Below are 22,285 nucleotides of genomic sequence, written 5' to 3' on the forward strand. Positions count from 1 at the left end.
ACTATTTCTTTATGGAATCCTGGAAAGTTAATCTCATCTCGGTCTGGTTCGGCTGCTTCTTCACCGGGTTGGCCATCAGCCAGATCCTGCCGTTCCTGCCGCTGTATGTCTCGCAGTTGGGGGTGACTTCGCATGAAGCGCTCTCCATGTGGTCCGGTCTGACGTTCAGCGTCACGTTTCTGGTCTCCGCCATTGTGTCACCGATGTGGGGCAGCCTGGCGGATCGGAAAGGCCGAAAGCTGATGCTGCTGCGCGCCTCGCTCGGGATGGCGATTGCTATTCTGCTGCAGGCCTTCGCCACCAACGTCTGGCAGCTGTTTTTCCTGCGCGCGGTGATGGGGCTGACATCCGGGTACATTCCGAATGCCATGGCGCTGGTCGCCTCTCAGGTGCCGCGCGAGCGTAGCGGCTGGGCGCTGAGTACGCTCTCCACGGCGCAGATCAGCGGCGTCATCGGCGGTCCGCTCCTGGGGGGCTTTCTGGCGGACCACGTCGGGCTACGCGCGGTATTTATCATCACTGCGGTTCTGCTGGTGGTCAGTTTTCTGGTGACGCTCTTTCTGATTAAAGAGGGGGGCCGTCCGGTTATCAGTAAATCTGAACGTCTGAGCGGCAAGGCTGTCTTCGCCTCGCTGCCCTATCCGGGACTGATGATCAGCCTGTTTGTGACCACCATGGTGATCCAGCTTTGTAACGGTTCGGTCGGTCCGATTCTGGCGCTGTTTATCAAGTCGATGGAGCCGGATAGCACCAATATCGCTTTTCTGAGCGGCATGATTGCCGCCGTGCCGGGCGTATCCGCCCTGATTTCCGCGCCGCGTCTGGGAAAACTGGGTGACAGGATCGGCACGGCGCGCATCCTGATGGCGACGCTGATCTTTGCGGTGGTACTCTTCTTCGCGATGTCGTTTGTCACCTCTCCGCTTCAGCTTGGCGTATTGCGATTTCTGCTTGGGTTTGCTGATGGCGCCATGTTGCCTGCGGTGCAGACCCTGCTGGTTAAATATTCCAGCGACCAGGTGACGGGGCGTATTTTTGGATATAACCAGTCATTTATGTATCTGGGGAATGTTGCCGGTCCGCTTATTGGCGCATCCGTTTCCGCGATGGCCGGTTTTCGCTGGGTATTTGCGGCGACAGCGATTGTTGTTTTAATCAATATTATCCAGCTGGCTATTGCGCTGCGACGCCGCAGACAAATGGCGGAGGCCAAATCGGCGAGATAACAATTTCGCAGATGTATTATATATTCTTATGGTCGCCGCATTTTTATATAACAAAATGCGGCGTCTTTTTATAGAAAAACGTTTCGATCACGGCGCTACCTCTTTATTTCTGTTCCTGTGTCACTTTTGCATACCATAATTAATTTCTTCTCTTTGCAATAGGGATTCAGAGTGATAACGTCAGACAAAACTGAAAAAGGAACTGGCACGATGAAAAACCTCATTGCTGAATTGCTGGTTAAGCTGGCACAAAAGGAAGAAGAGTCAAAAGAGCTGGTGGCTCAGGTCGAAGCGCTTGAAATTGTTGTCACCGCGCTGCTGCGACAAATGGCAAAAACCGATCAACAGGCGTTGATAGAGAGCGTGGAAGGTGCGCTGGACAGCGTCAGGCCTGAATCGCAGGTTCCGGTTGAGGATGCCGAGATGCTCCACCAGTACGTAAAGAAGCTGTTAAGGCATCCGCGCAGCTAAACCGTCACAGGACGTAACGACGTGTCATAGAATTGTCATGCAGGATGCCTATAGTCGCTCTGTTTTTATTTTTATGTATTTGTACATGGAGAAAATAAATTGAAACAGAGCGCACTTTTCATTGCATTACTTCCCCTGTTAATTACCCCTGCCATTTATGCTGATACGACGCAAACCAGCGTGCTGGATAATCGTGCGGCAAAAGGGGATATCACCCAGCCTGGCGGCGCGCGCCGTTTATCAGAAGATCAAACTGCCGCTATTCGCGCTTCGCTGAATGATAAGCCGGCGAAAAATATTATTCTGCTGATTGGCGATGGAATGGGCGATTCCGAAATCACGGCGGCGCGAAATTATGCCGAGGGAGCGGGCGGCTTTTTTAAAGGTATCGATGCCTTACCGCTGACCGGACAATATACCCATTACGCGCTGGATAAAAAAACCGGTAAACCGGATTACGTAACGGACTCCGCGGCCTCTGCCACGGCGTGGTCCACCGGCGTGAAAACCTATAATGGTGCGCTGGGCGTGGATATTCACGAAAAAGATCATCAAACCCTTCTGGAGATGGCAAAAGCGGCGGGCCTGGCGACGGGCAACGTCTCCACCGCTGAACTCCAGGATGCAACGCCCGCGGCGCTGGTGGCGCACGTGACCTCGCGTAAGTGCTACGGCCCGTCAGTAACCAGCGAAAAATGCCCAACGAATGCGCTGGAAAAAGGCGGCAAAGGCTCGATTACGGAACAGCTGCTGAACGCGCGTCCTGACGTGACCCTGGGCGGCGGCGCGAAAACCTTCGCGGAAACGGCGACGGCGGGCGAGTGGCAGGGCAAAACGCTGCGCGAGCAGGCGCAGGCTCGCGGCTATCAGCTGGTGAGTGATGCCAGCTCTCTGGCGGCGATAAGCGAGGCGAACCAGGACAAGCCGCTGCTGGGGCTGTTCTCTGACGGCAACATGCCCGTGCGCTGGGAAGGACCAAAAGCCTCGTATCACGGCAACATCGATCAGCCTGCTGTGACCTGTACGCCGAACCCGAAACGTACGGACAGCGTACCGACGCTGGCGGCGATGACCGATAAAGCGATCTCTCTTTTGAGCAAGAGCGAAAAAGGGTTCTTCCTGCAGGTTGAGGGCGCGTCGATCGATAAACAGGATCATGCCGCGAATCCGTGCGGCCAGATTGGCGAAACCGTCGATCTGGACGAAGCGGTGCAGAAGGCGCTCGCGTTCGCGAAAAAAGACGGTAACACCCTGGTGATCGTCACCGCGGACCACGCGCACGCCAGCCAGATCATTCCGCCAGATACCAAAGCCCCTGGCCTGACGCAGGCGCTGAACACCAAAGATGGCGCCGTCATGGTGATGAGCTACGGTAACTCTGAAGAAGAGTCCATGGAGCACACGGGCACCCAACTGCGCATTGCCGCCTACGGTCCGCATGCGGCCAACGTGGTAGGCCTGACCGATCAAACGGATCTGTTCTACACCATGAAGGCGGCGCTGGGTCTGAAATGATAAAATCCCGGCGGAAATCACATCTGTCGGCTGGTTTTTTTCCTGTCAAGAACCAGACTTACAGGGAATGTTCACAAAAGGATGGTGCAATGAAAACAACATTACTGGTTACTCTGCTCTCCGGCCTGTTCCTGGTCGCATCGGCGAACGCGGAAGAGAAAACGTTAACGCCGCAGCAGCAGCGTATGACCACCTGTAATCAACAGGCGACGTCTCAGAGTCTGAAGGGAGATGCTCGCAAGACCTATATGAGCGACTGCCTCAAAAACGGCGCTGCGAAGCCAGCTGAAAAAAGCCTGACCCCGCAGCAGCAAAAAATGCGCGAGTGTAATGCGAAGGCAACCGAACAGTCCCTGAAAGGGGACGACCGCAGCAAGTTCATGAGTGCCTGCCTGAAGAAAAAAGTGTAGTTCTAACGGGTGAGCGGCTCCGGCGGCTCACCCGAAATTTCATACTTTCCCCGCAGACCCCCTCTCTATAATTTGGGAAAATGTTTCAGAATATTCCCAAAAATGATGAATGATGAAACGTATTACAACAAAAAGCGCATTCGGGAAGAGTGGAATTTAACCCTTTCTCAGGATGACCCTCACCGCGCCGGCATTCAGTTTGCCCGGCGAGTTAGGCTGGCGCGCGCCGTGGGGCTGGCGGCGATGTTTTTCCCGGTTGCGGGAATGCTGGTCACCCATTTTTTACCCGGAGGCTGGTGGCTTTTACTGGTGGGGTGGTCGTTCGTCTGGCCCCATTTCGCCTGGCAGCTATCCTGCCGGGCCACGTCACCTCATCAGCAGGAAACTTTCAATCTTAAAATAGATGCCATTATTGCCGGGCTCTGGATCGGCGTAATGGGGATGAATGCGTTACCCACGGCAGCGCTGGTGATGATGGTGGGGATGAATATGATGGGCTCCGGCGGTTGTCGTCTGTTCATCCCGGGGATCGCGTTGACGCTGCTCTCCGCGCTGGTGACGCTGCCGCTTGTCGGGAAGGTGGCCGTTTTCAACCCCGACCCCGTGGAGTGGGGCTTAACGCTGCCTGTTCTCGTATTTTATCCTATGCTGTTTGCCTGGCTCAGCCACCGCACTGCCGTCAGGCTTGCGGAGCACAAGCTGCGGCTGGAAATGATGAGCACCCGCGACGGCATGACCGGGGTCTTTAACCGCCGACACTGGGAAATGCTGTTGCGAAATGAATTTGAGCATTGTCGGCGCGACCACAGCACCGCCACGATACTGCTGATTGATATCGACCACTTTAAAAACATCAACGACACCTGGGGGCACGACGTGGGCGACGAGGCGATCATTGCTATTACGCGCCAGCTCCAGCGGTCAGTACGGTCAGGCGATGCTATCGGCCGGTTTGGTGGGGATGAGTTTGCGGTGATCATGTCCCAGACAGCAGCGGAAAGCGCCATCGCCGTGATGTCGCGGTTGCATGAGCGGCTGGAAAACCTGACGTTACCGTGCGCGCCAAAAGAAGCGCTGCGCATCAGCGTAGGCGTTGCCCCCTGGGGACCGCAGTTTGGACATTATCGGGAATGGCTGAAGGCGGCTGACGTGGCGCTGTACAGGGCGAAAAATGCCGGGCGCGGCCGCACCGAAGTGGCGGCCTGACGCCCGATGGAGAGTATCAGGATTTACTCAGCTTCTCTGATTTTTCCATGCATTTTGCCATCGCTTCAATGACCGCCGAGCGGAACCCGCGCTCTTCCAGCACCCGCACCGCTTCGATGGTGGTACCGCCCGGGGAGCAGACCATATCTTTCAGTTCACCCGGGTGTTTGCCGGTTTCCAGCACCATTTTGGCGGAGCCCATGACGGCCTGCGCGGCGAACTTATACGCCTGTGCGCGCGGCATTCCGCCAAGCACGGCGGCGTCGGCCATCGCTTCTAAAAACATGAAAACATAGGCAGGGGCTGAGCCACTCACGCCGACCACCGGATGGATCATCGATTCGGCAATCACTTCAGCTTCACCGAAGCAGCGGAAAATGTTCAGCACATCGGCCACTTCTTCTGTGGTTACCAGCGCGTTAGGCGTGACGGAGGTCATGCCGGCGTTGACCAGCGAAGGGGTGTTGGGCATCGCGCGGATGATTTTACGATCGTGACCCAGCGCGCGCGCCAGCTGATCGAGCGTGACGCCCGCGGCAATCGACACGACCAGCGTCTCTTTGTTCAGGCTGGAGGTGATATCGCTCAGCACTTTGATCATGATGTTCGGCTTGACGGCGCCAAAGACGATATCGGCGACCTGGGCCACTTCCTGCGCGCTTTCGGCAGCGTTGATCCCGTACTGATCGCGCAATGCGGCGACCTTGTCCGGTGACGGGGTATAGACCCAAATCTGACCCGGCAGCACCTGCCCGCTGGCGATCAGACCGCCCAGGATGGCTTTGCCCATGTTACCGCAGCCGATAAACCCGATTTTCTTGTCCATCACGATTCTCCGTCATTATGCGTTGTTTTCTCTGATTGATAGCTTAACAACGAAATGCAGGCGACAATAGTCGACAGAGTCATTATGGGGAGACAATATGGCGATTTGGGTTGATGCGGACGCGTGTCCGAATGTGATTAAAGAGATTTTATTTCGCGCCGCCGAGCGCGTTCAGATGCCGCTGACGCTGGTGGCGAACCAGAATATTCGCGTACCGCCTTCGCGCTTCATCCGCTCTTTACGCGTGCCGGCCGGGTTTGACGTAGCGGATAACGAAATTGTCCGCCTGTGCAGCGCGGAGGATCTGGTGATCACGGCGGATATTCCGCTGGCTGCCGAAGTCCTGGAGAAAGGGGCGGCGGCGCTCAATCCGCGCGGAGAGCGATACTCGCCGTCGACCATTCGCGAGAAGCTCACTATGCGCGATTTTATGGATACGATGCGGGCCTGCGGCGTGCAGACCGGTGGGCCGGATAGCCTGTCACAGCGCGATCGCCAGCAGTTTGCTGCCGAACTGGATAAATGGCTGCTGGAAGTGAAGCGCCGCACAGCGTAATGATAATTATTGTCAATTTGTGGTACAGTGTGGCCTCCACAGGGTTGTCATCCCGTACCGCTTTGCAGTAAAGTAAACGAAACATCTTCTGCAATTATTTCTTTACACTCTTCAGCCATTCGGCATCAAGGGGAACACCTGGCATGACCCAACCCATCTTTTTAGTTGGCCCCCGCGGCTGTGGGAAAACCACCGTTGGCCTGGAGCTGGCACGCGTGTGTCATCGCCAGTTTGTTGATACCGACCACTGGCTGCAAACCGAGGCCGGAAAAACCATCGCTGAGATTGTTGAGCAAGAGGGATGGGAGAGCTTTCGCGCACGCGAAACCGCCGCACTGAAAGCGGTCACTACCCCGTCTTCCGTGATCGCGACCGGGGGTGGCATTGTTCTGGCGGAGTGTAATCGTCACTTTATGCGCGAAAAGGGGATCGTGATTTATCTCAGTGCGCCGGTGTCGGCTCTGGTAGGGCGTCTGGAAGCTTTTCCGGAAGAGGGGCAACGCCCTGCGCTGACCTCCAGGCCACTCAACGAAGAGGTGAGTGAAGTGCTGGCCGAACGCGATGCGTTATACCGCGAAGCGGCTCACCACGTGGTGGATGCGTCAGCCACTCCCGAAGACGTTGTGATTCAGATTATTACCGCCCTGCGTTTGGCGTGTGCCAGCTAAGCGGCGTCTATACTTATAGCTCAGACATAAAAAAAGGATGAGCTATGCCAACCAGACCTCCCTATCCGCGTGAAGCGCGCATTGTTACCGTTGAAAAAGGCCATACGGGTCATACCGTGACCTGGTATCAACTGCGTGCGGATCACCCAAAACCGGACTCGCTGATCAGTGAACACGAGACTGAGCAGGAAGCGCTGGATGCGAAACGGCGCTATGAAGATCCCGACATAACCTGAATGTTTTCCTAAACGCTCCAGGATCGTGCCTGAATCACACTTTTTACTCATCGGGAAAGTTAAGCAGGAGTTAATATTTAGTTATTACAAGTAACTCCGGTATCGGCAGGCGATCTTTACATTTCGATGTCGGGATCACCTGCTACGCTTGGTGCTGTTTTGTTGAAAAAATGAACTGTGCAGCGTAGTGAGCCTGTACCTGTGTACACGATGTTGGAGTAATGGAAGGCGATAAAAATGAAGGCAACGTTGGCGATCCTCACCATTGGTGTGGTCCCTGTAAGCGAAGTGTTACCGCTCTTAACCGAGCACGTATCTGAACAACAGATAACGCATCTCAGCCTGCTGGGGAAGATGAGTCGGGAAGAGGTCATGGAAGACTACGCTGTCGAGGCGGGGGAGGATCCCCTGGCGACGTTATTAAGTGACGGTAAACTGGCGCACGTTTCACGCCAGAAAATCGAGCGCTCGCTGCAGGGCGTGATAGAAGTGCTCGATAATCAAGGTTATGACGTTATTTTGCTGATGAGTACTGCCCCCATTAAAGGTCTCACGGCGCGTAATGCGATTTTGCTGGAACCGATGCGCATCATTCCGCCGCTGGTGGCCTCTATCGTTGATGGTCATCAGGTGGGGGTGATTGTCCCCATTGAGGAGCTCATGGATAACCAGGAGGCAAAATGGCACGTGCTGGAAAAAGTGCCCTTGTATGCGCTGGCAAATCCGTTCTGGGACAGTGACGCTAAACTCATTGCTGCCGGGAAGGAACTGCTGGAGAGAGGGGCAGATGTCTTGATCCTGGACTGCCTGGGGTTCCACCAGCATCATCGTGATTTGCTGCAAAAAGCGCTGGATGTGCCGGTGCTGTTATCCAACGTTCTGATGGCTCGCCTGGCCTCGGAGCTCCTCATGTAATGATTTTGCGTGACAGGTGATGAGCATGGCCCCTATAGTGAATTTTTATCTAAAAATATAAGGGCCAGTTCATGCTTCAGAGTAACGAATACTTTTCCGGTAAAGTGAAATCCATTGGTTTTACCAGCAGCAGCACTGGCCGCGCCAGTGTCGGCGTAATGGCGGAAGGGGAATACACCTTTGGCACCGCGGAAGCGGAAGAAATGACGGTAGTCAGCGGCGCGCTGAACGTCCTGCTGCCGGGTGAAACGGAATGGAAAGTTTACGCTGCCGGACAAGTTTTCAACGTCCCTGGCCACAGCGAATTTCATTTGCAGGTGGCTGAGCCTACCTCTTATCTGTGCCGCTACCTGAAATAAAAAATTAGCCGGGTGGCGCTAACGCTTACCCGGCCTACGTTTTGCCCGTTATCTCTGCGCTTCGCCGCCGAGACCTTCCACCAGATTCTGAATCAACGCGGCCAGCTCGCCGGTCATCAGGATGAAGTCCGCGTCAAAACGCTGGGCGTAATCTTCCCTGTCGATATCTTCGTTCTGATCGCGCAGCTCATCGCAGAACTTCAGACGCTTCACGGAGCCGTCGTCGCACATCACGAACTGAATACGCTGCTGCCAGTCGAGCGCCAGTTTGGTCACCACTTTACCCGCTTCGATGTGTACGGCGATCTCGTCGCTCACCAGATCCTGCTTCTTCGCGCGGATCACGCCACCGTCTTCCAGCAGGGCTTTCAGCTCGGCTTCATCAAGGATCTGGAAACCCTGTGCCGCAGCACCGCTGCGTACCCATTCGGTCAGCGTTAACTCAATTGGCGTTTCCAGCGCCAGCGGCACGACCGGTAACGAGCCGATGCTTTTGCGCAGCAGGGCCAGCGTATCTTCTGCTTTCTTGGCGCTGGCGCAGTCCACCATGATCAGCCCGTTAACGGTATCGATCCACATCATGGTCTGGCTAAAGCGGCTGAAGGCGCGCGGCAGCAAGGAGTGCAGCACTTCGTCTTTCAGCGAATCTTTTTCGGTCTTTTTCAGCTTGCGGCCCTGTTCGGCTTCCAGCTTGAAAATTTTCGCTTCGAGCGCCTGCTTAACCACCGGCGTCGGCAGGATTTTCTCTTCTTTACGGGCGCAGACGATGATTTGACCCGTGCTGCTGGCGTGGGTCAGTGCATCGCTTTGTGAACCCATTGGCGGAACCCAACCGGTTTTCGCCATATCCTGGCTACCGCAAGGGGAAAAGGTATAAGCGGCTAACTGTTTTTCCATCTCTTCTGCACGCAGCGAAACGTCGCGGCTGAGACGGTAAACCATCAAATTTTTGAACCACAGCATGATAATTTCCACGGCCTTGTCGTTAAATCAGCGGGCATGATAACGAATTGTCGCATCGCTTGCATTGCTAATCGGGAAGCGTGCTTCTACTCTGTTGATAATCAAAATAATGAGGAGAGTCTTGTGCGTATTGGGATCGATTTGGGCGGCACCAAAACAGAAGTTATCGCACTGAGCGAGCAGGGGGAGCAGCTGTTTCGCCATCGTCTGCCGACGCCGCGCGATGATTATCACCAGACTATCGAGACGATTGCCAGGCTGGTCGAGATGGCAGAGCAGGCGACTGGGCAAACCGGCAGCGTCGGGATGGGGATCCCGGGGTCGATCTCGCCGTATACCGGCGTGGTTAAAAATGCTAACTCCACCTGGCTCAACGGCCAGCCGTTTGATAAAGATTTAAGCGCGCGTCTGAACCGGGACGTGCGTCTGGCCAACGACGCCAACTGCCTGGCGGTCTCTGAGGCCATCGACGGCGCGGCAGCGGGTGCCCAGACCGTGTTTGCCGTTATTATCGGCACCGGCTGCGGCGCGGGGGTGGCGTTCGGGGGGCGCGCCCATATCGGCGGCAACGGCACGGCGGGCGAGTGGGGACACAACCCGCTACCGTGGATGGATGAAGACGAGCTTAAATACCGCGCTGAAGTTCCGTGCTACTGCGGAAAACAAGGCTGTATCGAGACGTTTATCTCCGGCACCGGGTTTGCGACCGACTACCACCGTCTGAGCGGCCAGCCGCTCAAGGGCAACGAAATCATGCGTCTGGTCGAAGAACAGGATCCTGTCGCCGAACTGGCGCTTAGCCGCTACGAAATGCGGCTGGCGAAATCGCTGGCCCACGTGGTGAATATTCTCGATCCTGACGTGATAGTGCTGGGTGGCGGCATGAGCAACGTCGATCGGCTGTACGCCACGGTGCCGAACCTGGTGAAACAGTGGGTCTTCGGCGGTGAATGCGAAACCCCGATCCGCAAAGCGCTGCACGGGGACTCCAGCGGCGTGCGCGGCGCGGCGTGGTTATGGCCAGAATAAACGTTTATTCCCTCTCCCTATGGGAGAGGGCCAGGGTGAGGCAAGGTAAAAGCAAAACAGCAACTCAAGTTGCTGTTTTTGGTGTTTGTACCCTCTCCCTGTGGGAGAGGGTTAGGGTGAGGGCATCAGACCGTACGATCACCCCATTCATTCCACCGCAAACACCTTATCCAGCCTGCTATACCCCAGGCCGTTGATCTTTTTCACCTTGATCTGCACCGGAATACGCTCTTTCATCGCCTCTACGTGGCTGATCACGCCGATGGTTTTCCCGGTGGCGTTCAGCGCGTCGAGCGCATCCAGCGCGGTATCCAGCGTCTCACTGTCGAGCGTGCCGAACCCTTCATCCAGGAACAGAGAATCGATCCGCGTCTTATGACTCACCAGATCGGAAAGGGCCAGCGCCAGCGCCAGGCTGACCAGGAAGCTTTCGCCGCCCGAGAGCGTACGGGTATCGCGAACCGCATCCGCCTGCCAGGTATCGACCACTTCTAGCTCCAGCGCGTCACTGGCCTTACGCTGCAGCAGATAACGCCCGTGCAGACGGTTAAGCTGCTGGTTTGCGAGCCAGACAAGATTGTCCAGCGTCAGCCCCTGGGCGAACTTACGGAACTTGTCGCCGGTGCTGGAGCCGATCAGCGCGTTCAGGTACCCCCAGTCGTCCGCCTGGCGCGCGGTCTCTTCAATTTGCTGCATCAACGCCAACTGGTGCTGACGGTTATCGCTGTCCTGCTTAAGCTGCTGGCGGATCTCGCCCTGATGCGTGGTGTTCTCGCGCAGCCGCTGCGCCAACTGCTGCAGCTGGCTTTGCAGCGCAGGTGCATCGGCGTCGAGCCCTTCCGGCCGCAGCGCCAGATGAGCCTGCAGCTGCTGGTTAGCCTGGCCGGAAAGGGCCGCGGCCTGCTGTATCTGGCTTTCCAGCGACTGTTTCAGCTGTTCGAGGTGGCGAATAGCGTCGTCATCCAACAGCGCGGCAAGGAACGCGTCCCGATCGGCAAAGCAGCTTGCCGAGAGCGCCGCGGTGAACTGCGTCTGCGACTGCTGCAGACGCTCTTGCTCCAGCGTCTCCTGCTGTTGTTGCGCGGTCAGCTGGCTCTGTAGCGACACGCACTCGTCGTGGATGTCGCGCCAGTTATCAGGAATAACCGGTTCGGCGTCTGCGCTGTTCGTTGCCGGAAGCGCGTCGAGCAGCGGCTTCAGGGCGTTTATGCGTTCCTGAAGCACGCCGTGCTGCGTTTGCTTCTCCTGCCACTGCGAGAATTCCGCTTCGCGGGCGTGCAGCCAGGCGGCTTCATTTCCGTCTTCAGGTACGTTGAGTGATAGCGAGAGCAGGGCGTGTTCCAGCGCCTGGCGCGCGGTAGTCAGCTGCTGCTGATACTGTCGCTCCTGCGCTTCCTGCTCGTTCAACTGGTTTTGCAGGGTCAGACGCTGGCTGAGCTGATAAAGCTGGCGCTCGTACTGTTCCTGTTCGTTCAACCATGGCGTGATATCTTCCTGAATATTCAACGCTATATTCAGGGAAGCACAGGCCTCTATCCACTCTTTAGTGAGTGCTTGCTCTTCCTGAGAGAGCGTCTGAACTTCGTCTGTCTCGCGCTGGATCTGCTGAGTCAGGGCATTAACTTGCCCCAGCACCAGCAGGCCTTCCTCTTTAAGCGCGGCGACCTCTTTTTCCAGGGCATCACGGCGGCGCTGGTTATCCGTCAGCTCAAGCGACTGGTATTGCTCAACGGCGGGATGCTCGCTGGAGCCGCACAGCGGACAGGGTTTGCCGGCCTCAAGCCGGGCACGATAGCTTTCCAGGTCTTTAATCGTCGCTTCGCGTTCGCACAGGGCCTTCAGGTCCAGATAGTGCTGGTGTTTCTCTTTGTACTGCTGGCGGCGCAGCGTCAGCGTTTCATTGAGTTTATTTTGTTCGGCCTGGGCCTTCTGCACGCTTTCACCGCTCTGGCGCAGGCGCTTTTGCAGCGGCTGATAGCGGGCATGCAGCGACGTTAGCCGCTGGCGCAGCGTGCGTGACCGGGACTGCTGCTCCATGGCCGTACTGACCTCATCCGCCGTCAGGGTCAGCGCATTTTCCGGCATCTCAGCCAGCCTGTTGCGTAATTCACTCATCCGCGCAGCAAGCGAGGCTAACTGCGTTTTATCGCGGTTAAGCTGCGAGAACTGGGCGCGCCAGCCGGCAATCTCCTGGCCCAGCAGCCGATAGCGCTCGTGCTCCGCCAGCCACTGCGCCAGCGCCGTCAGTTCGGTCTGAAGCTGCTCGTGGTTACGCAGGGCGGTATTGCGGATACGTGAGCGCAGCGCGGTTCTGGCTTGTAAGCGAGTATTTACTTCGATAATTCGCTGCTGTGTCTGTGCCAGACGCGCGGTTTGCTCCTGCTGATGTTCCCAGAGCGGTCGAAGCTGGGCGGCGGGCAGAGCAAGCTGGAGCTTTGCCAGCTCTGGCGCAGCGTTCGTCAGCGCCTGTTGCGCCTGCTGCTGCATCGCGGTGACGCGCTGTTGCTCGCGCACGAGCTCATCATGACGCGTAAGCCACTGAAAATCTTTCTGCTGGCTTTGCTGCTGAACCAGCAGGGTTTTCTCTTCGTCAGTAAGTGCCTGCAAACTTTGCTGTAACTGCTGCTGCTGTTCTTCGCTCAATAGCACGACGCCCGCCGCCTGCGCCTCGCACTTTTCAAGCACGCTGCGGGCGGCTTTATGTTTTTCAAACACCATGGCGGAAATCTGGCCGTAGATCTCGGTGCCGGTCAGCTCTTCCAGCAGCTCGGCACGATCGCTCGGTTTGGCATTAAGGAAGGCGGCAAACTGCCCCTGTGAGAGCAGCATCGAGCGGGTAAAGCGCCCGTAGTCCAGCCCGGTAAGCGCGGCGGTTTGCTCCAGCTTATCCGACACTTTGTCGGCCAGGATTTTGCCATCTTCACAGCGCGCCAGCTCCACGCGCGGCGCCTGCAGGTTCCCGTCCGGCTGGTTGCGCGCCCGGTTCTGGCTCCAGAAGGCGCGATAGGCGGTGCCTTTTACCTCGAACTCCACTTCTGCCAGGCATTCGGCGGTGTCGCGGGTCATCAGATCGTTTTGCGCCTGAGAGACCTTCTGCAGTCGCGGCGTTTCGTGATAAAGCGCCAGACAGATGGCGTCGAGCAGGGTAGTTTTTCCTGCCCCGGTCGCGCCGGTGATGGCAAACAGCCCGTTGCTGGCAAACGGCTCCGCGGTAAAGTCAATTTTCCACTCGCCCTTGAGTGAGTTGAGATTTTTCAGGCGCAGGCTCAAAATTTTCATGCGTTTTCTTCCTCATCATTGAGCGCATGCAGGGTATGGCTGAACAGTTCGCTGAGTCTTGCGCGCTTCGCGTCGTCAATCTCTTCCTGCGAGAGCCTGCGTTCAAACACCTCTTCAACCCGCAGTTCACTGAGCGTTTCACGTTGAGCGCTTAACAGAATTTTCTCGCGCTGCTCGCGGCTGCGGCGGACCAGTAAGACTTCGACGGGCAAATCCTCCGTCAGCGCCTGAATTTTGCGCTGCATATCGTGCAGGTAGTCATCGGTGGTGATTTCGATATCCAGCCAGACGGGGGGATCTTGTTCGACACCGCGCCATTGTTCCAGCTGGGCGGTGATGGCATCGAGATCGCCTTTCAGCACCGCCAGCGGCTGGGTGACCGGTACTTCCAGCGTCTCGACGGCGCGGAGTTTTCCCTCGCTAAAGCTCACCAGATGCACCGATTTGGCTTTGCCCGTTTCGTCAAAGCTGAGCGAAATGGGGGAGCCGCAGTAGCGGATGTGCTCGCTGCCGCCAATAACCTGCGCGCGGTGGATATGCCCGAGCGCAATGTAGTCGGCTGGCGGGAAGTTCTGCGCCGGAAAGGCATCCAGCGTGCCGATATAGATGTCACGCACGGCGTCACTTTTACTGGCCCCGACGGTGGTGAGATGCCCGGTCGCAATCACCGGAATAGGCTGGTCACCCCGCAGGGCACAGGCTTCGGTGTGCTGCTGGTGGTAATAGTCTGTGATGGCCTGTAAGAGATGCTGCTGCTTTTCTGCACCCGACAGCCCCGCCTGGCTTTGCACGATGTCCCGCGGACGTAAAAACGGTATCGGACACAGCACAGCCCCCGGCGACCCGTCGCGTTTATTCAGGATCTGTGGGGCGTGCCCGGCGCTGGCGACCACGGTGGTATTGAGAAATGCCAGGATATCGCGGGATTCATTGAGCGTGGCGACGGAATCATGGTTGCCGGCGACAATCACCAGGTGACAGCCGGTTTGCTGCAGATTCACCACGAAGCGGTTATACAGCTCACGCGCATAGCTGGGGGGCGAGCCGGTATCAAAGATGTCACCCGCCACAATAATCGCGTCCACCTCGTGCGTCCGGGCCGTTTCCAGCAGCCAGTTCAGGAACGCTTCATGTTCAGCCGCACGGCTTTTGCTGTAAAAATTTTGACCCAGATGCCAGTCCGAGGTGTGAAGTATGCGCATAGCTGATCCGTGGCAAAAAAGAGAAAGCAGGATTATAAACGTTCAGAGAAGGGAAAATAACCGCTGTAATAAAACAACGGTTTGCCCGTTATCGTGGTACTGTTTTTCATAAATCTGTCATAAATCTGACGCATAATGGCGCCGAATTACAAACTTGTAACTTAAATAAGATAAGACAGGGCAAAGTATGGCGAGACGTATTCTGGTCGTAGAAGATGAAGCTCCAATTCGTGAAATGGTGTGCTTCGTGCTCGAGCAAAACGGTTTCCAGCCGGTTGAAGCGGAAGATTATGACAGCGCAGTGAACCAGCTGAATGAACCCTGGCCCGATCTGATTCTGCTGGACTGGATGTTGCCTGGCGGCTCCGGACTGCAGTTTATCAAACACCTGAAGCGTGAAGCGCTGACCCGCGACATCCCGGTTGTGATGCTCACGGCGCGCGGAGAAGAAGAGGATCGCGTGCGCGGTCTTGAGACCGGTGCGGACGATTACATTACCAAACCGTTCTCCCCAAAAGAGCTGGTCGCCCGCATTAAAGCCGTGATGCGCCGTATTTCGCCGATGGCGGTGGAAGAGGTGATTGAGATGCAGGGGCTGAGCCTTGATCCCACCTCACACCGCGTGATGACCGGTGAAAATCCCCTCGACATGGGGCCTACCGAATTTAAACTCCTGCACTTCTTTATGACCCACCCGGAACGCGTATACAGCCGCGAGCAGTTGCTGAATAACGTCTGGGGAACTAACGTGTATGTCGAAGACCGGACGGTTGACGTACATATTCGCCGCCTGCGAAAAGCACTGGAACTGAGCGGCCACGATCGCATGGTGCAGACGGTCCGCGGCACGGGTTATCGTTTTTCTACCCGTTTCTGAACAATGACAGGAGTGTGACGCGTGCTGGAACGTCTGTCATGGAAAAGGCTCGTCTTTGAACTGATCTTATGCTGTATTCCGGCCTTCCTTCTGGGGGCCTTTCTTGGACACCTGCCGTGGTTTCTGCTGGCGTCGGTCACCGGGCTGCTGATCTGGCATTTCTGGAACCTGCTGCGCCTCTCCTGGTGGCTGTGGGTTGACCGAAGTATGACGCCGCCGCCGGGAAGCGGCAGCTGGGAGCCGCTGCTGTACGGTCTGCATCAGATGCAGATGCGTAATAAAAAGCGTCGCCGCGAGCTGGGAAGCCTGATTAAGCGTTTCCGCAGCGGTGCAGAGTCGCTGCCGGATGCCGTGATTCTGACAACCGAAGAAGGGACGATCTTCTGGTGTAACGGCCTGGCGCAACAGCTGCTGGGCCTGCGCTGGCCGGATGACAACGGTCAAAATATCCTCAACCTTCTGCGCTATCCCGAGTTTACGCTGTACCTGAAAAAGCGTGATTTTACCCGTCCGCACAATCTGAAGCTCAATAATGGTCGCCATCTGGAGATCCGCGTGATGCCCTACAGCGATAAGCAGTGGCTGATGGTGGCGCGCGATGTCACCCAGATGCACCAGCTGGAAGGGGCGCGTCGCAACTTCTTCGCCAACGTCAGTCACGAACTGCGAACCCCGTTGACCGTGCTGCAGGGCTACCTGGAGATGATGCAGGAGCAAACGCTGGAAGGCGCGCCGCGTGAAAAAGCGCTGCACACCATGCGCGAGCAAACGCACCGGATGGAAGGGCTGGTGAAGCAGCTGCTGACGCTCTCGAAGATTGAAGCGGCGCCAACGCTGGCGCTGAATGACACCATTGATGTCCCGATGATGCTGCGGGTCGTGGAGCGTGAAGCGCAGACGTTAAGCCACAAAAAGCACCACCTGACCTTTGACGTCGACAACACGCTGAAGGTGCTGGGCAGCGAAGATGAGCTGCGCAGCGCCATTTCCAACCTGGTGTATAACGCGGTGAATCATACGCCTGAGGGGACAAATATAGTGGTGCGCTGGCACCATGCCCCAACGGGGGCGGAGTTTAGCGTGGAAGACAATGGGCCGGGGATCGCGCCGGAGCATATTCCGCGTCTGACCGAGCGCTTTTACCGTGTGGATAAAGCGCGATCCCGGCAGACGGGCGGAAGCGGCCTGGGGCTGGCAATTGTGAAACACGCGGTGAATCACCACGAAAGCCGTCTCGATATTCAGAGTACGCTGGGTAAAGGAACCCGTTTCAGTTTCGTTATTCCGGAACGATTAATTGCCAAAAAGATCGCCTGACGGCAGGCGTGTCATTTTACCTTTCCACGGGTCAGCCATCGCTGGCCCGTTTGCTTTGCAGTCAAGCGAAACGCGGATGAATTTTATACGGCTGTCTGTTTTTTGTTCGCATGATTAGCCATGGGTTTTTCTTATAAACAGCGTATTATTCTAATGTGTATTTTCATGCTGGCATATTGTTCTGGTTTTGCGATCCCACCTTGCCTTTAAACGTTATAAGCGTTTAAATTGCGCCCCAGATACTGTCAGACCGACTGTATTTGCGTGGTAAATCGAAAAACTATTCTTCTCCACGCCAGGACGGGAGCATTTCCCGCTGAAATTGAGCAAATTTTCGGCTGTATCGTCCCGTCAGGGATATCGAAAATCTCAATGTTTTCAACACCACATCCACAGGCAGTAAGGTTTTATGACCCATCACTTAAAATCGCGTGACATCATCGCGCTGGGCTTTATGACATTTGCGCTGTTCGTTGGCGCAGGCAACATCATTTTCCCTCCAATGGTTGGCCTACAGGCGGGTGAACACGTCTGGACCGCCGCGTTTGGTTTCCTGATTACTGCCGTGGGTCTGCCGGTTCTCACCGTCGTCGCGCTGGCGAAAGTCGGTGGCGGTGTGGATAGCCTTAGCACCCCGATTGGTAAAGTGGCGGGCGTTCTGCTGGCAACCGTCTGCTATCTGGCCGTGGGCCCGCTGTTTGCGACCCCGCGTACGGCCACCGTGTCCTTCGAAGTGGGTATTGCTCCCCTGACCGGTGACGGCGCGATGCCGCTGTTTATCTACAGCCTGATCTATTTCGCGATCGTGATTCTGGTTTCCCTCTATCCGGGCAAACTGCTGGATACCGTGGGTAACTTCCTGGCTCCGCTGAAAATTGTGGCGCTGATTGTTCTGGCGGTAGCGGCCATGGTCTGGCCAGCGGGCCCGATTAGCGATGCGATGGACGCCTATAAAAACGCCGCGTTCTCTAACGGCTTTGTGAACGGCTACCTGACGATGGATACGCTGGGTGCCATGGTGTTTGGTATCGTTATCGTTAACGCCGCGCGTTCCCGCGGTGTGACCGAAGCGCGCCTGCTGACCCGCTATACCATCTGGGCTGGCCTGATGGCCGGTGTGGGTCTGACGCTGCTGTATCTGGCGCTGTTCCGTCTGGGCTCCGACAGCGCCATGCTGGTCGATCAGAACGCCAACGGTGCGGCTATCCTGCACGCCTACGTTCAGCACACCTTCGGCGGTGCGGGCAGTATGCTGCTGGCGGCGCTCATCTTCCTGGCCTGTCTGGTCACCGCGGTTGGCCTGACCTGCGCCTGCGCAGAGTTCTTTGCACAGTATCTGCCGCTCTCTTACCGCACCCTGGTGTTTATCCTCGGCATCTTCTCTATGGCGGTGTCAAACCTCGGTCTGAGTCACCTGATTCAGGTCTCTATTCCGGTGCTGACGGCGATTTATCCGCCGTGCATCGTGCTGGTGGTGTTGAGCTTTACTCGCCCGTGGTGGAACAACTCTTCACGAATTATTGCGCCAGCCATGTTTATCAGCCTGATTTTTGGTATCCTTGACGGGATTAAAGCATCAGCTTTCGCGCACATACTGCCGGCATGGACACAGCGTCTGCCGCTGTCCGAGCAGGGTCTGGCCTGGCTGATGCCTACCGTTGTTGCACTGGTTCTGGCCATTATCTGGGACCGTGCTGCAGGGCGTCAGGTCGCATCGAACGCCCATTAATCAACGGCAACAAACTGTTTAACCACGGGGCTTAAGGCCCCGTGGTTTTTTGTTTTTTTCGTGTTGAATGGCAAGATTTAAATGGAAAGCACTAACAAACTTAAACGTGGATTGAGCACGCGCCACATCCGCTTTATGGCGCTGGGCTCTGCTATCGGCACCGGTCTTTTTTATGGCTCGGCAGATGCCATCAAAATGGCCGGTCCCAGCGTGCTGCTGGCGTACATCATCGGCGGCGTGGCGGCGTATATCATCATGCGCGCCCTCGGCGAAATGTCGGTTCACAACCCGTCTGCCAGCTCATTCTCCCGCTACGCGCAGGAAAACCTCGGCCCGCTGGCCGGGTTTATCACCGGCTGGACCTACTGCTTTGAAATCCTGATCGTGGCGATTGCCGACGTGACGGCGTTTGGCATCTATATGGGCGTCTGGTTCCCGGCGGTGCCGCACTGGATATGGGTGCTGAGCGTGGTGCTGATCATTTGCGCCGTCAACCTGATGAGCGTGAAGGTGTTCGGCGAGCTGGAGTTCTGGTTCTCCTTCTTCAAGGTCGCCACCATCATCATCATGATTGTGGCCGGTTTTGGCATCATCATCTGGGGAATCGGCAACGGCGGGCAGCCGACCGGCATCCATAACCTCTGGAGCAACGGCGGCTTCTTCAGCAACGGCTGGCTCGGCATGGTCATGTCGCTCCAGATGGTCATGTTCGCCTACGGCGGTATCGAGATTATCGGTATTACCGCCGGGGAAGCGAAAGACCCGGAGAAGTCTATTCCGCGCGCCATCAACTCGGTGCCAATGCGTATTCTGGTGTTCTATGTGGGCACCCTGTTTGTGATCATGTCCATTTACCCGTGGAACCAGGTGGGTACCAACGGTAGCCCGTTTGTTCTGACCTTCCAGCACATGGGGATTGCGTTTGCCGCCAGCATTCTGAACTTTGTGGTGCTGACCGCGTCGCTCTCCGCGATCAACAGTGACGTCTTTGGCGTGGGCCGTATGCTGCACGGCATGGCGGAGCAGGGCAGTGCGCCGAAGGTGTTCGCCAAAACCTCACGCCGCGGCACGCCGTGGGTGACCGTTGTGGTGATGACCGTGGCGCTGCTGTTCTCGGTTTACCTGAACTACATCATGCCGGAGAACGTCTTCCTGGTGATTGCATCGCTGGCGACCTTCGCGACGGTGTGGGTGTGGATCATGATCCTGCTGTCGCAGATTGCCTTCCGCCGTCGCCTGTCGCCGGATGAGGCGAAAGCGCTGAAGTTCAAAGTACCGGGCGGCGTTGCGACGACCGTCGTCGGGCTGATCTTCCTGGTGTTTATCATTGCCCTGATTGGCTACCATCCGGATACCCGCATTTCCCTGTACGTGGGCTGCGCGTGGATCGTCCTGCTGCTGGTGGGCTGGGTGTTTAAATGCCGCCGCGACCGTCAGCTGGCAGAAGCGCAGTAAGGTAAAAATGCCGGGTGGCGCTGCGCTTACCCGGCCTACACTCCCTTTTACCCCCGAAAAAAACTCCTCCCCCGTCCTCCTCCCCCAATAAATCCCATCATGGTGAGCTATCCTTAACCACCCTGTGGCAAGGTGACGTCAATTTCATCAAAGGGGATTCGTGATGTTAAACGCCTGGCACCTTCCGGTTGCCCCATTTGTTAAGCAAAACAAAGACAACCTTGAGATTACGCTCTGGCTGGCGGGTGAAAATCAGCCTGAACGCGTGACGCTCCGCGCCGAAATCGATAACGAAGAGACCGGGCTGAAAATGCACAAGCTGCGCAGCCAGCCGCAGCCGGGGATCACCGCCTGGCGGGCGAATATCGACCTGCGTAGCGGGCAGCCGCGCCGCCGTTACAGCTTCAAACTGCTGTGGAATAACCGCCAGCTGTGGTTTACCCCGCAGGGGTTTAGCCGTTTCCCGCCCGCACGGCTGGAGCAGTTTGCAGTCGATTATCCGGATAACGGCCCGCAGTGGGTTAACGACCAGGTCTTTTACCAGATTTTCCCGGACCGTTTTGCGCGCAGCGAAAAACGCACTGCCGACCAGGATAAGGTCTATCACCATCATGCGGCGGGCCATGACATTATCCTGAAAGCGTGGGACGAGCCATTAACCGCGCAGGCGGGCGGATCGACGTTTTACGGCGGCGATCTCGACGGTATCAGCGAAAAGCTGCCGTACCTGAAAAAACTGGGCGTGACGGCGCTGTATCTCAACCCGGTGTTTAAGGCCCCGAGCGTACACAAATACGATACCGAAGATTATCGCCACGTTGACCCGCAGTTTGGCGGTGACGAGGCGCTGCTGCGCCTGCGTAAGAACACCCAAAACGAAGGCATGCGCCTCATTCTGGACGGCGTGTTCAACCACAGCGGAGATTCGCACGCCTGGTTTGACCGTCATAATCAGTCGATGGGCGGGGCATGTCATAACCCGGATTCGCCGCAGCGCGACTGGTACAGCTTTAACGAGGAGGGCCGTGCGCTGGACTGGCTGGGCTACCCGAGCCTGCCGAAGCTGGATTTCCAGTCGCCAACGCTTGTGAACGAGATTTACGGCGGGGAAGACAGCATCGTGCGTCACTGGCTGAAGGCGCCGTGGAATATGGACGGCTGGCGCCTGGACGTGGTGCATATGCTCGGCGAAGCGGGCGGGGCGCGGGAAAACCTTCAGCACGTCGCCGGGATTACGCGCTCGGCAAAAGCGGCCCAGCCGGAGGCGTTCGTCTTTGGCGAGCACTTTGGCGACGCGCGCCAGTGGCTGCAGAACGATGCGGAAGATGCGGCGATGAACTATCGCGGCTTTACCTTCCCGCTGTGGGGATTCCTCGCTAACACCGATATCTCCTACGATCCGAATCATATCGACGCTGAAACCTGCATGGCGTGGATGGAGAACTACCGCGCCGGCCTGTCGCATCAGCAGCAGCTGCGGATGTTTAACCAGCTCGATAGCCACGATACCGCGCGCTTTAAATCCCTGCTGGGCAAGGATGTCGCGCGTCTGCCGCTGGCGGTGACCTGGCTCTTCACCTGGCCGGGCGTACCGTGCATCTACTACGGAGACGAGGTGGGGCTGGACGGCAATAACGATCCGTTCTGCCGCAAAACCTTCCCGTGGGAGCCAGCGAAACAGGACAAGGTGCTGTTCAGCCTGTATCAGCGGCTGGCAAAGCTGCGTAAGCAGAGTCTCGCCCTGCGCTACGGCGGCTGTCAGGTGGTGTACGCCCACGATAACGTGGTGGTATTTGCTCGCGTCTATAACCAGCAGCGCGTGCTGGTGGCCATCAACCGGGGCGAGGCCTGCGAAGTGGTGCTGGATGATTCACCGCTGCTGAAGGTAGCGACGTGGAAGAATAAAGAGGGCAAGGCGACGATACAGGACGGCGTGCTGGCGCTGCCTGCGGTATCCGCAACGATCTGGTCCGGCAGCTAAGACCTGTTAATGTTTCCACCTTTTAAGATGGCGCAAATGCAACTATTTGTGTCAATCTTAACGGA

General features: G+C 56.8%; 20 protein-coding genes. 16 read left to right on the forward strand and 4 right to left on the reverse strand.

The window, feature by feature from the left end; genetic code table 11:
- Positions 1 to 11: 11 nt before the first annotated feature.
- The 5 genes from AC4IC4_RS04435 (at position 12) to adrA (ending at position 4,828) form a co-directional block, all read left to right on the forward strand.
- The gene (locus tag AC4IC4_RS04435; protein WP_024906785.1) at positions 12 to 1,226 is read left to right on the forward strand and encodes a multidrug efflux MFS transporter; all 1,215 of its coding nucleotides are present in this window, start codon (positions 12 to 14) and stop codon (positions 1,224 to 1,226) included.
- A 210-nt stretch (positions 1,227 to 1,436) separates the two neighbouring features.
- Entirely contained in the window at positions 1,437 to 1,697 is a 261-nt protein-coding gene (gene iraP / locus AC4IC4_RS04440; RefSeq protein WP_024906786.1) for an anti-adapter protein IraP, read from the forward strand.
- Positions 1,698 to 1,796: 99 nt separating this feature from the next.
- Positions 1,797 to 3,212 carry an alkaline phosphatase gene (phoA, locus tag AC4IC4_RS04445; RefSeq protein WP_491472223.1) on the forward strand — a complete coding sequence of 472 codons (1,416 nt, stop codon included), beginning with the start codon at positions 1,797 to 1,799 and terminating at the stop codon, positions 3,210 to 3,212.
- A gap of 89 nt (positions 3,213 to 3,301) precedes the next feature.
- A complete protein-coding gene (gene psiF / locus AC4IC4_RS04450; RefSeq protein ID WP_023334671.1) occupies positions 3,302 to 3,622 on the forward strand; it encodes a phosphate starvation-inducible protein PsiF in 321 nt (106 codons plus the stop codon).
- A 102-nt stretch (positions 3,623 to 3,724) separates the two neighbouring features.
- Positions 3,725 to 4,828, forward strand: a complete 1,104-nt coding sequence (gene adrA / locus AC4IC4_RS04455; protein WP_491472224.1) for a diguanylate cyclase AdrA — start codon at positions 3,725 to 3,727, stop codon at positions 4,826 to 4,828.
- A gap of 16 nt (positions 4,829 to 4,844) precedes the next feature.
- On the opposite strand, the gene proC is transcribed toward adrA, so the two are convergent.
- Positions 4,845 to 5,654: a pyrroline-5-carboxylate reductase gene (proC, locus tag AC4IC4_RS04460; RefSeq protein WP_032646136.1), complete on the reverse strand. Its 810-nt coding sequence runs from the start codon at positions 5,652 to 5,654 to the stop codon at positions 4,845 to 4,847.
- A 97-nt stretch (positions 5,655 to 5,751) separates the two neighbouring features.
- Here proC and AC4IC4_RS04465 point away from each other — a divergent pair, with 97 nt between their 5' ends.
- From AC4IC4_RS04465 to ppnP, 5 genes are all read left to right on the forward strand, one after another.
- Entirely contained in the window at positions 5,752 to 6,210 is a 459-nt protein-coding gene (locus AC4IC4_RS04465) for a YaiI/YqxD family protein (RefSeq protein WP_491472225.1), read from the forward strand.
- A 143-nt stretch (positions 6,211 to 6,353) separates the two neighbouring features.
- Positions 6,354 to 6,878, forward strand: coding sequence for a shikimate kinase AroL (gene aroL / locus AC4IC4_RS04470; protein WP_090418061.1), 525 nt, complete (start codon positions 6,354 to 6,356; stop codon positions 6,876 to 6,878).
- 44 nt (positions 6,879 to 6,922) lie between these two features.
- On the forward strand, positions 6,923 to 7,114 hold the full coding sequence (yaiA, locus tag AC4IC4_RS04475) for a protein YaiA (protein WP_023334675.1): 192 nt from the start codon (positions 6,923 to 6,925) through the stop codon (positions 7,112 to 7,114).
- Between the two features lie 237 nt (positions 7,115 to 7,351).
- A complete protein-coding gene (locus AC4IC4_RS04480) occupies positions 7,352 to 8,029 on the forward strand; it encodes an AroM family protein (protein WP_024906791.1) in 678 nt (225 codons plus the stop codon).
- Positions 8,030 to 8,100: 71 nt separating this feature from the next.
- On the forward strand, positions 8,101 to 8,388 hold the full coding sequence (gene ppnP, locus AC4IC4_RS04485) for a pyrimidine/purine nucleoside phosphorylase (RefSeq protein ID WP_008503270.1): 288 nt from the start codon (positions 8,101 to 8,103) through the stop codon (positions 8,386 to 8,388).
- Between the two features lie 48 nt (positions 8,389 to 8,436).
- On the opposite strand, the gene rdgC is transcribed toward ppnP, so the two are convergent.
- Positions 8,437 to 9,351, reverse strand: coding sequence for a recombination-associated protein RdgC (gene rdgC, locus AC4IC4_RS04490; protein WP_023310540.1), 915 nt, complete (start codon positions 9,349 to 9,351; stop codon positions 8,437 to 8,439).
- Between the two features lie 123 nt (positions 9,352 to 9,474).
- Between rdgC and mak the strand changes: the two genes are divergently transcribed.
- Positions 9,475 to 10,380, forward strand: a complete 906-nt coding sequence (gene mak / locus AC4IC4_RS04495; RefSeq protein WP_061715887.1) for a fructokinase — start codon at positions 9,475 to 9,477, stop codon at positions 10,378 to 10,380.
- Positions 10,381 to 10,527: 147 nt separating this feature from the next.
- Here the strand turns inward: mak and sbcC are convergent, their stop codons facing one another.
- Together sbcC and sbcD are read right to left on the reverse strand one after the other, a co-directional pair.
- Positions 10,528 to 13,659: an exonuclease subunit SbcC gene (gene sbcC, locus AC4IC4_RS04500; RefSeq protein WP_491472226.1), complete on the reverse strand. Its 3,132-nt coding sequence runs from the start codon at positions 13,657 to 13,659 to the stop codon at positions 10,528 to 10,530.
- Entirely contained in the window at positions 13,656 to 14,861 is a 1,206-nt protein-coding gene (gene sbcD / locus AC4IC4_RS04505; RefSeq protein WP_491472227.1) for an exonuclease subunit SbcD, read from the reverse strand. The genes sbcC and sbcD overlap by 4 nt, the downstream gene beginning before the upstream one ends.
- Positions 14,862 to 15,048: 187 nt before the next feature.
- Here sbcD and phoB point away from each other — a divergent pair, with 187 nt between their 5' ends.
- From phoB to malZ, 5 genes are all read left to right on the forward strand, one after another.
- Positions 15,049 to 15,738, forward strand: coding sequence for a phosphate response regulator transcription factor PhoB (gene phoB / locus AC4IC4_RS04510; RefSeq protein ID WP_008503265.1), 690 nt, complete (start codon positions 15,049 to 15,051; stop codon positions 15,736 to 15,738).
- A 21-nt stretch (positions 15,739 to 15,759) separates the two neighbouring features.
- A complete protein-coding gene (phoR, locus tag AC4IC4_RS04515) occupies positions 15,760 to 17,055 on the forward strand; it encodes a phosphate regulon sensor histidine kinase PhoR (RefSeq protein WP_491472228.1) in 1,296 nt (431 codons plus the stop codon).
- Positions 17,056 to 17,464: 409 nt separating this feature from the next.
- A complete protein-coding gene (gene brnQ / locus AC4IC4_RS04520; RefSeq protein ID WP_491472229.1) occupies positions 17,465 to 18,784 on the forward strand; it encodes a branched-chain amino acid transporter carrier protein BrnQ in 1,320 nt (439 codons plus the stop codon).
- 81 nt (positions 18,785 to 18,865) lie between these two features.
- Positions 18,866 to 20,239, forward strand: coding sequence for a proline-specific permease ProY (gene proY / locus AC4IC4_RS04525; RefSeq protein WP_029739758.1), 1,374 nt, complete (start codon positions 18,866 to 18,868; stop codon positions 20,237 to 20,239).
- A gap of 163 nt (positions 20,240 to 20,402) precedes the next feature.
- Positions 20,403 to 22,220 (forward strand): maltodextrin glucosidase, encoded by a 1,818-nt coding sequence (gene malZ, locus AC4IC4_RS04530; RefSeq protein WP_491472230.1) that lies wholly within the window; start codon positions 20,403 to 20,405, stop codon positions 22,218 to 22,220.
- Positions 22,221 to 22,285 lie beyond the last annotated feature (65 nt).

It is taken from the genome of Enterobacter sp. Taxon_2, from assembly GCF_058355295.1.

Excerpts from the sequence above, each read along its gene's own strand:
- proC (WP_032646136.1), bottom strand. The coding sequence starts at position 5,654 with ATGGACAAGAAAATCGGGTTTATCGGCTGCGGTAACATGGGCAAAGCC.
- AC4IC4_RS04480 (WP_024906791.1), top strand. The coding sequence starts at position 7,352 with ATGAAGGCAACGTTGGCGATCCTCACCATTGGTGTGGTCCCTGTAAGC.
- rdgC (WP_023310540.1), bottom strand. The coding sequence starts at position 9,351 with ATGCTGTGGTTCAAAAATTTGATGGTTTACCGTCTCAGCCGCGACGTT.
- iraP (WP_024906786.1), top strand. The coding sequence starts at position 1,437 with ATGAAAAACCTCATTGCTGAATTGCTGGTTAAGCTGGCACAAAAGGAA.
- malZ (WP_491472230.1), top strand. The coding sequence starts at position 20,403 with ATGTTAAACGCCTGGCACCTTCCGGTTGCCCCATTTGTTAAGCAAAAC.
- aroL (WP_090418061.1), top strand. The coding sequence starts at position 6,354 with ATGACCCAACCCATCTTTTTAGTTGGCCCCCGCGGCTGTGGGAAAACC.
- AC4IC4_RS04465 (WP_491472225.1), top strand. The coding sequence starts at position 5,752 with ATGGCGATTTGGGTTGATGCGGACGCGTGTCCGAATGTGATTAAAGAG.
- brnQ (WP_491472229.1), top strand. The coding sequence starts at position 17,465 with ATGACCCATCACTTAAAATCGCGTGACATCATCGCGCTGGGCTTTATG.
- yaiA (WP_023334675.1), top strand. The coding sequence starts at position 6,923 with ATGCCAACCAGACCTCCCTATCCGCGTGAAGCGCGCATTGTTACCGTT.
- phoB (WP_008503265.1), top strand. The coding sequence starts at position 15,049 with ATGGCGAGACGTATTCTGGTCGTAGAAGATGAAGCTCCAATTCGTGAA.
- AC4IC4_RS04435 (WP_024906785.1), top strand. The coding sequence starts at position 12 with ATGGAATCCTGGAAAGTTAATCTCATCTCGGTCTGGTTCGGCTGCTTC.
- ppnP (WP_008503270.1), top strand. The coding sequence starts at position 8,101 with ATGCTTCAGAGTAACGAATACTTTTCCGGTAAAGTGAAATCCATTGGT.
- sbcD (WP_491472227.1), bottom strand. The coding sequence starts at position 14,861 with ATGCGCATACTTCACACCTCGGACTGGCATCTGGGTCAAAATTTTTAC.
- proY (WP_029739758.1), top strand. The coding sequence starts at position 18,866 with ATGGAAAGCACTAACAAACTTAAACGTGGATTGAGCACGCGCCACATC.
- sbcC (WP_491472226.1), bottom strand. The coding sequence starts at position 13,659 with ATGAAAATTTTGAGCCTGCGCCTGAAAAATCTCAACTCACTCAAGGGC.
- psiF (WP_023334671.1), top strand. The coding sequence starts at position 3,302 with ATGAAAACAACATTACTGGTTACTCTGCTCTCCGGCCTGTTCCTGGTC.
- adrA (WP_491472224.1), top strand. The coding sequence starts at position 3,725 with ATGATGAATGATGAAACGTATTACAACAAAAAGCGCATTCGGGAAGAG.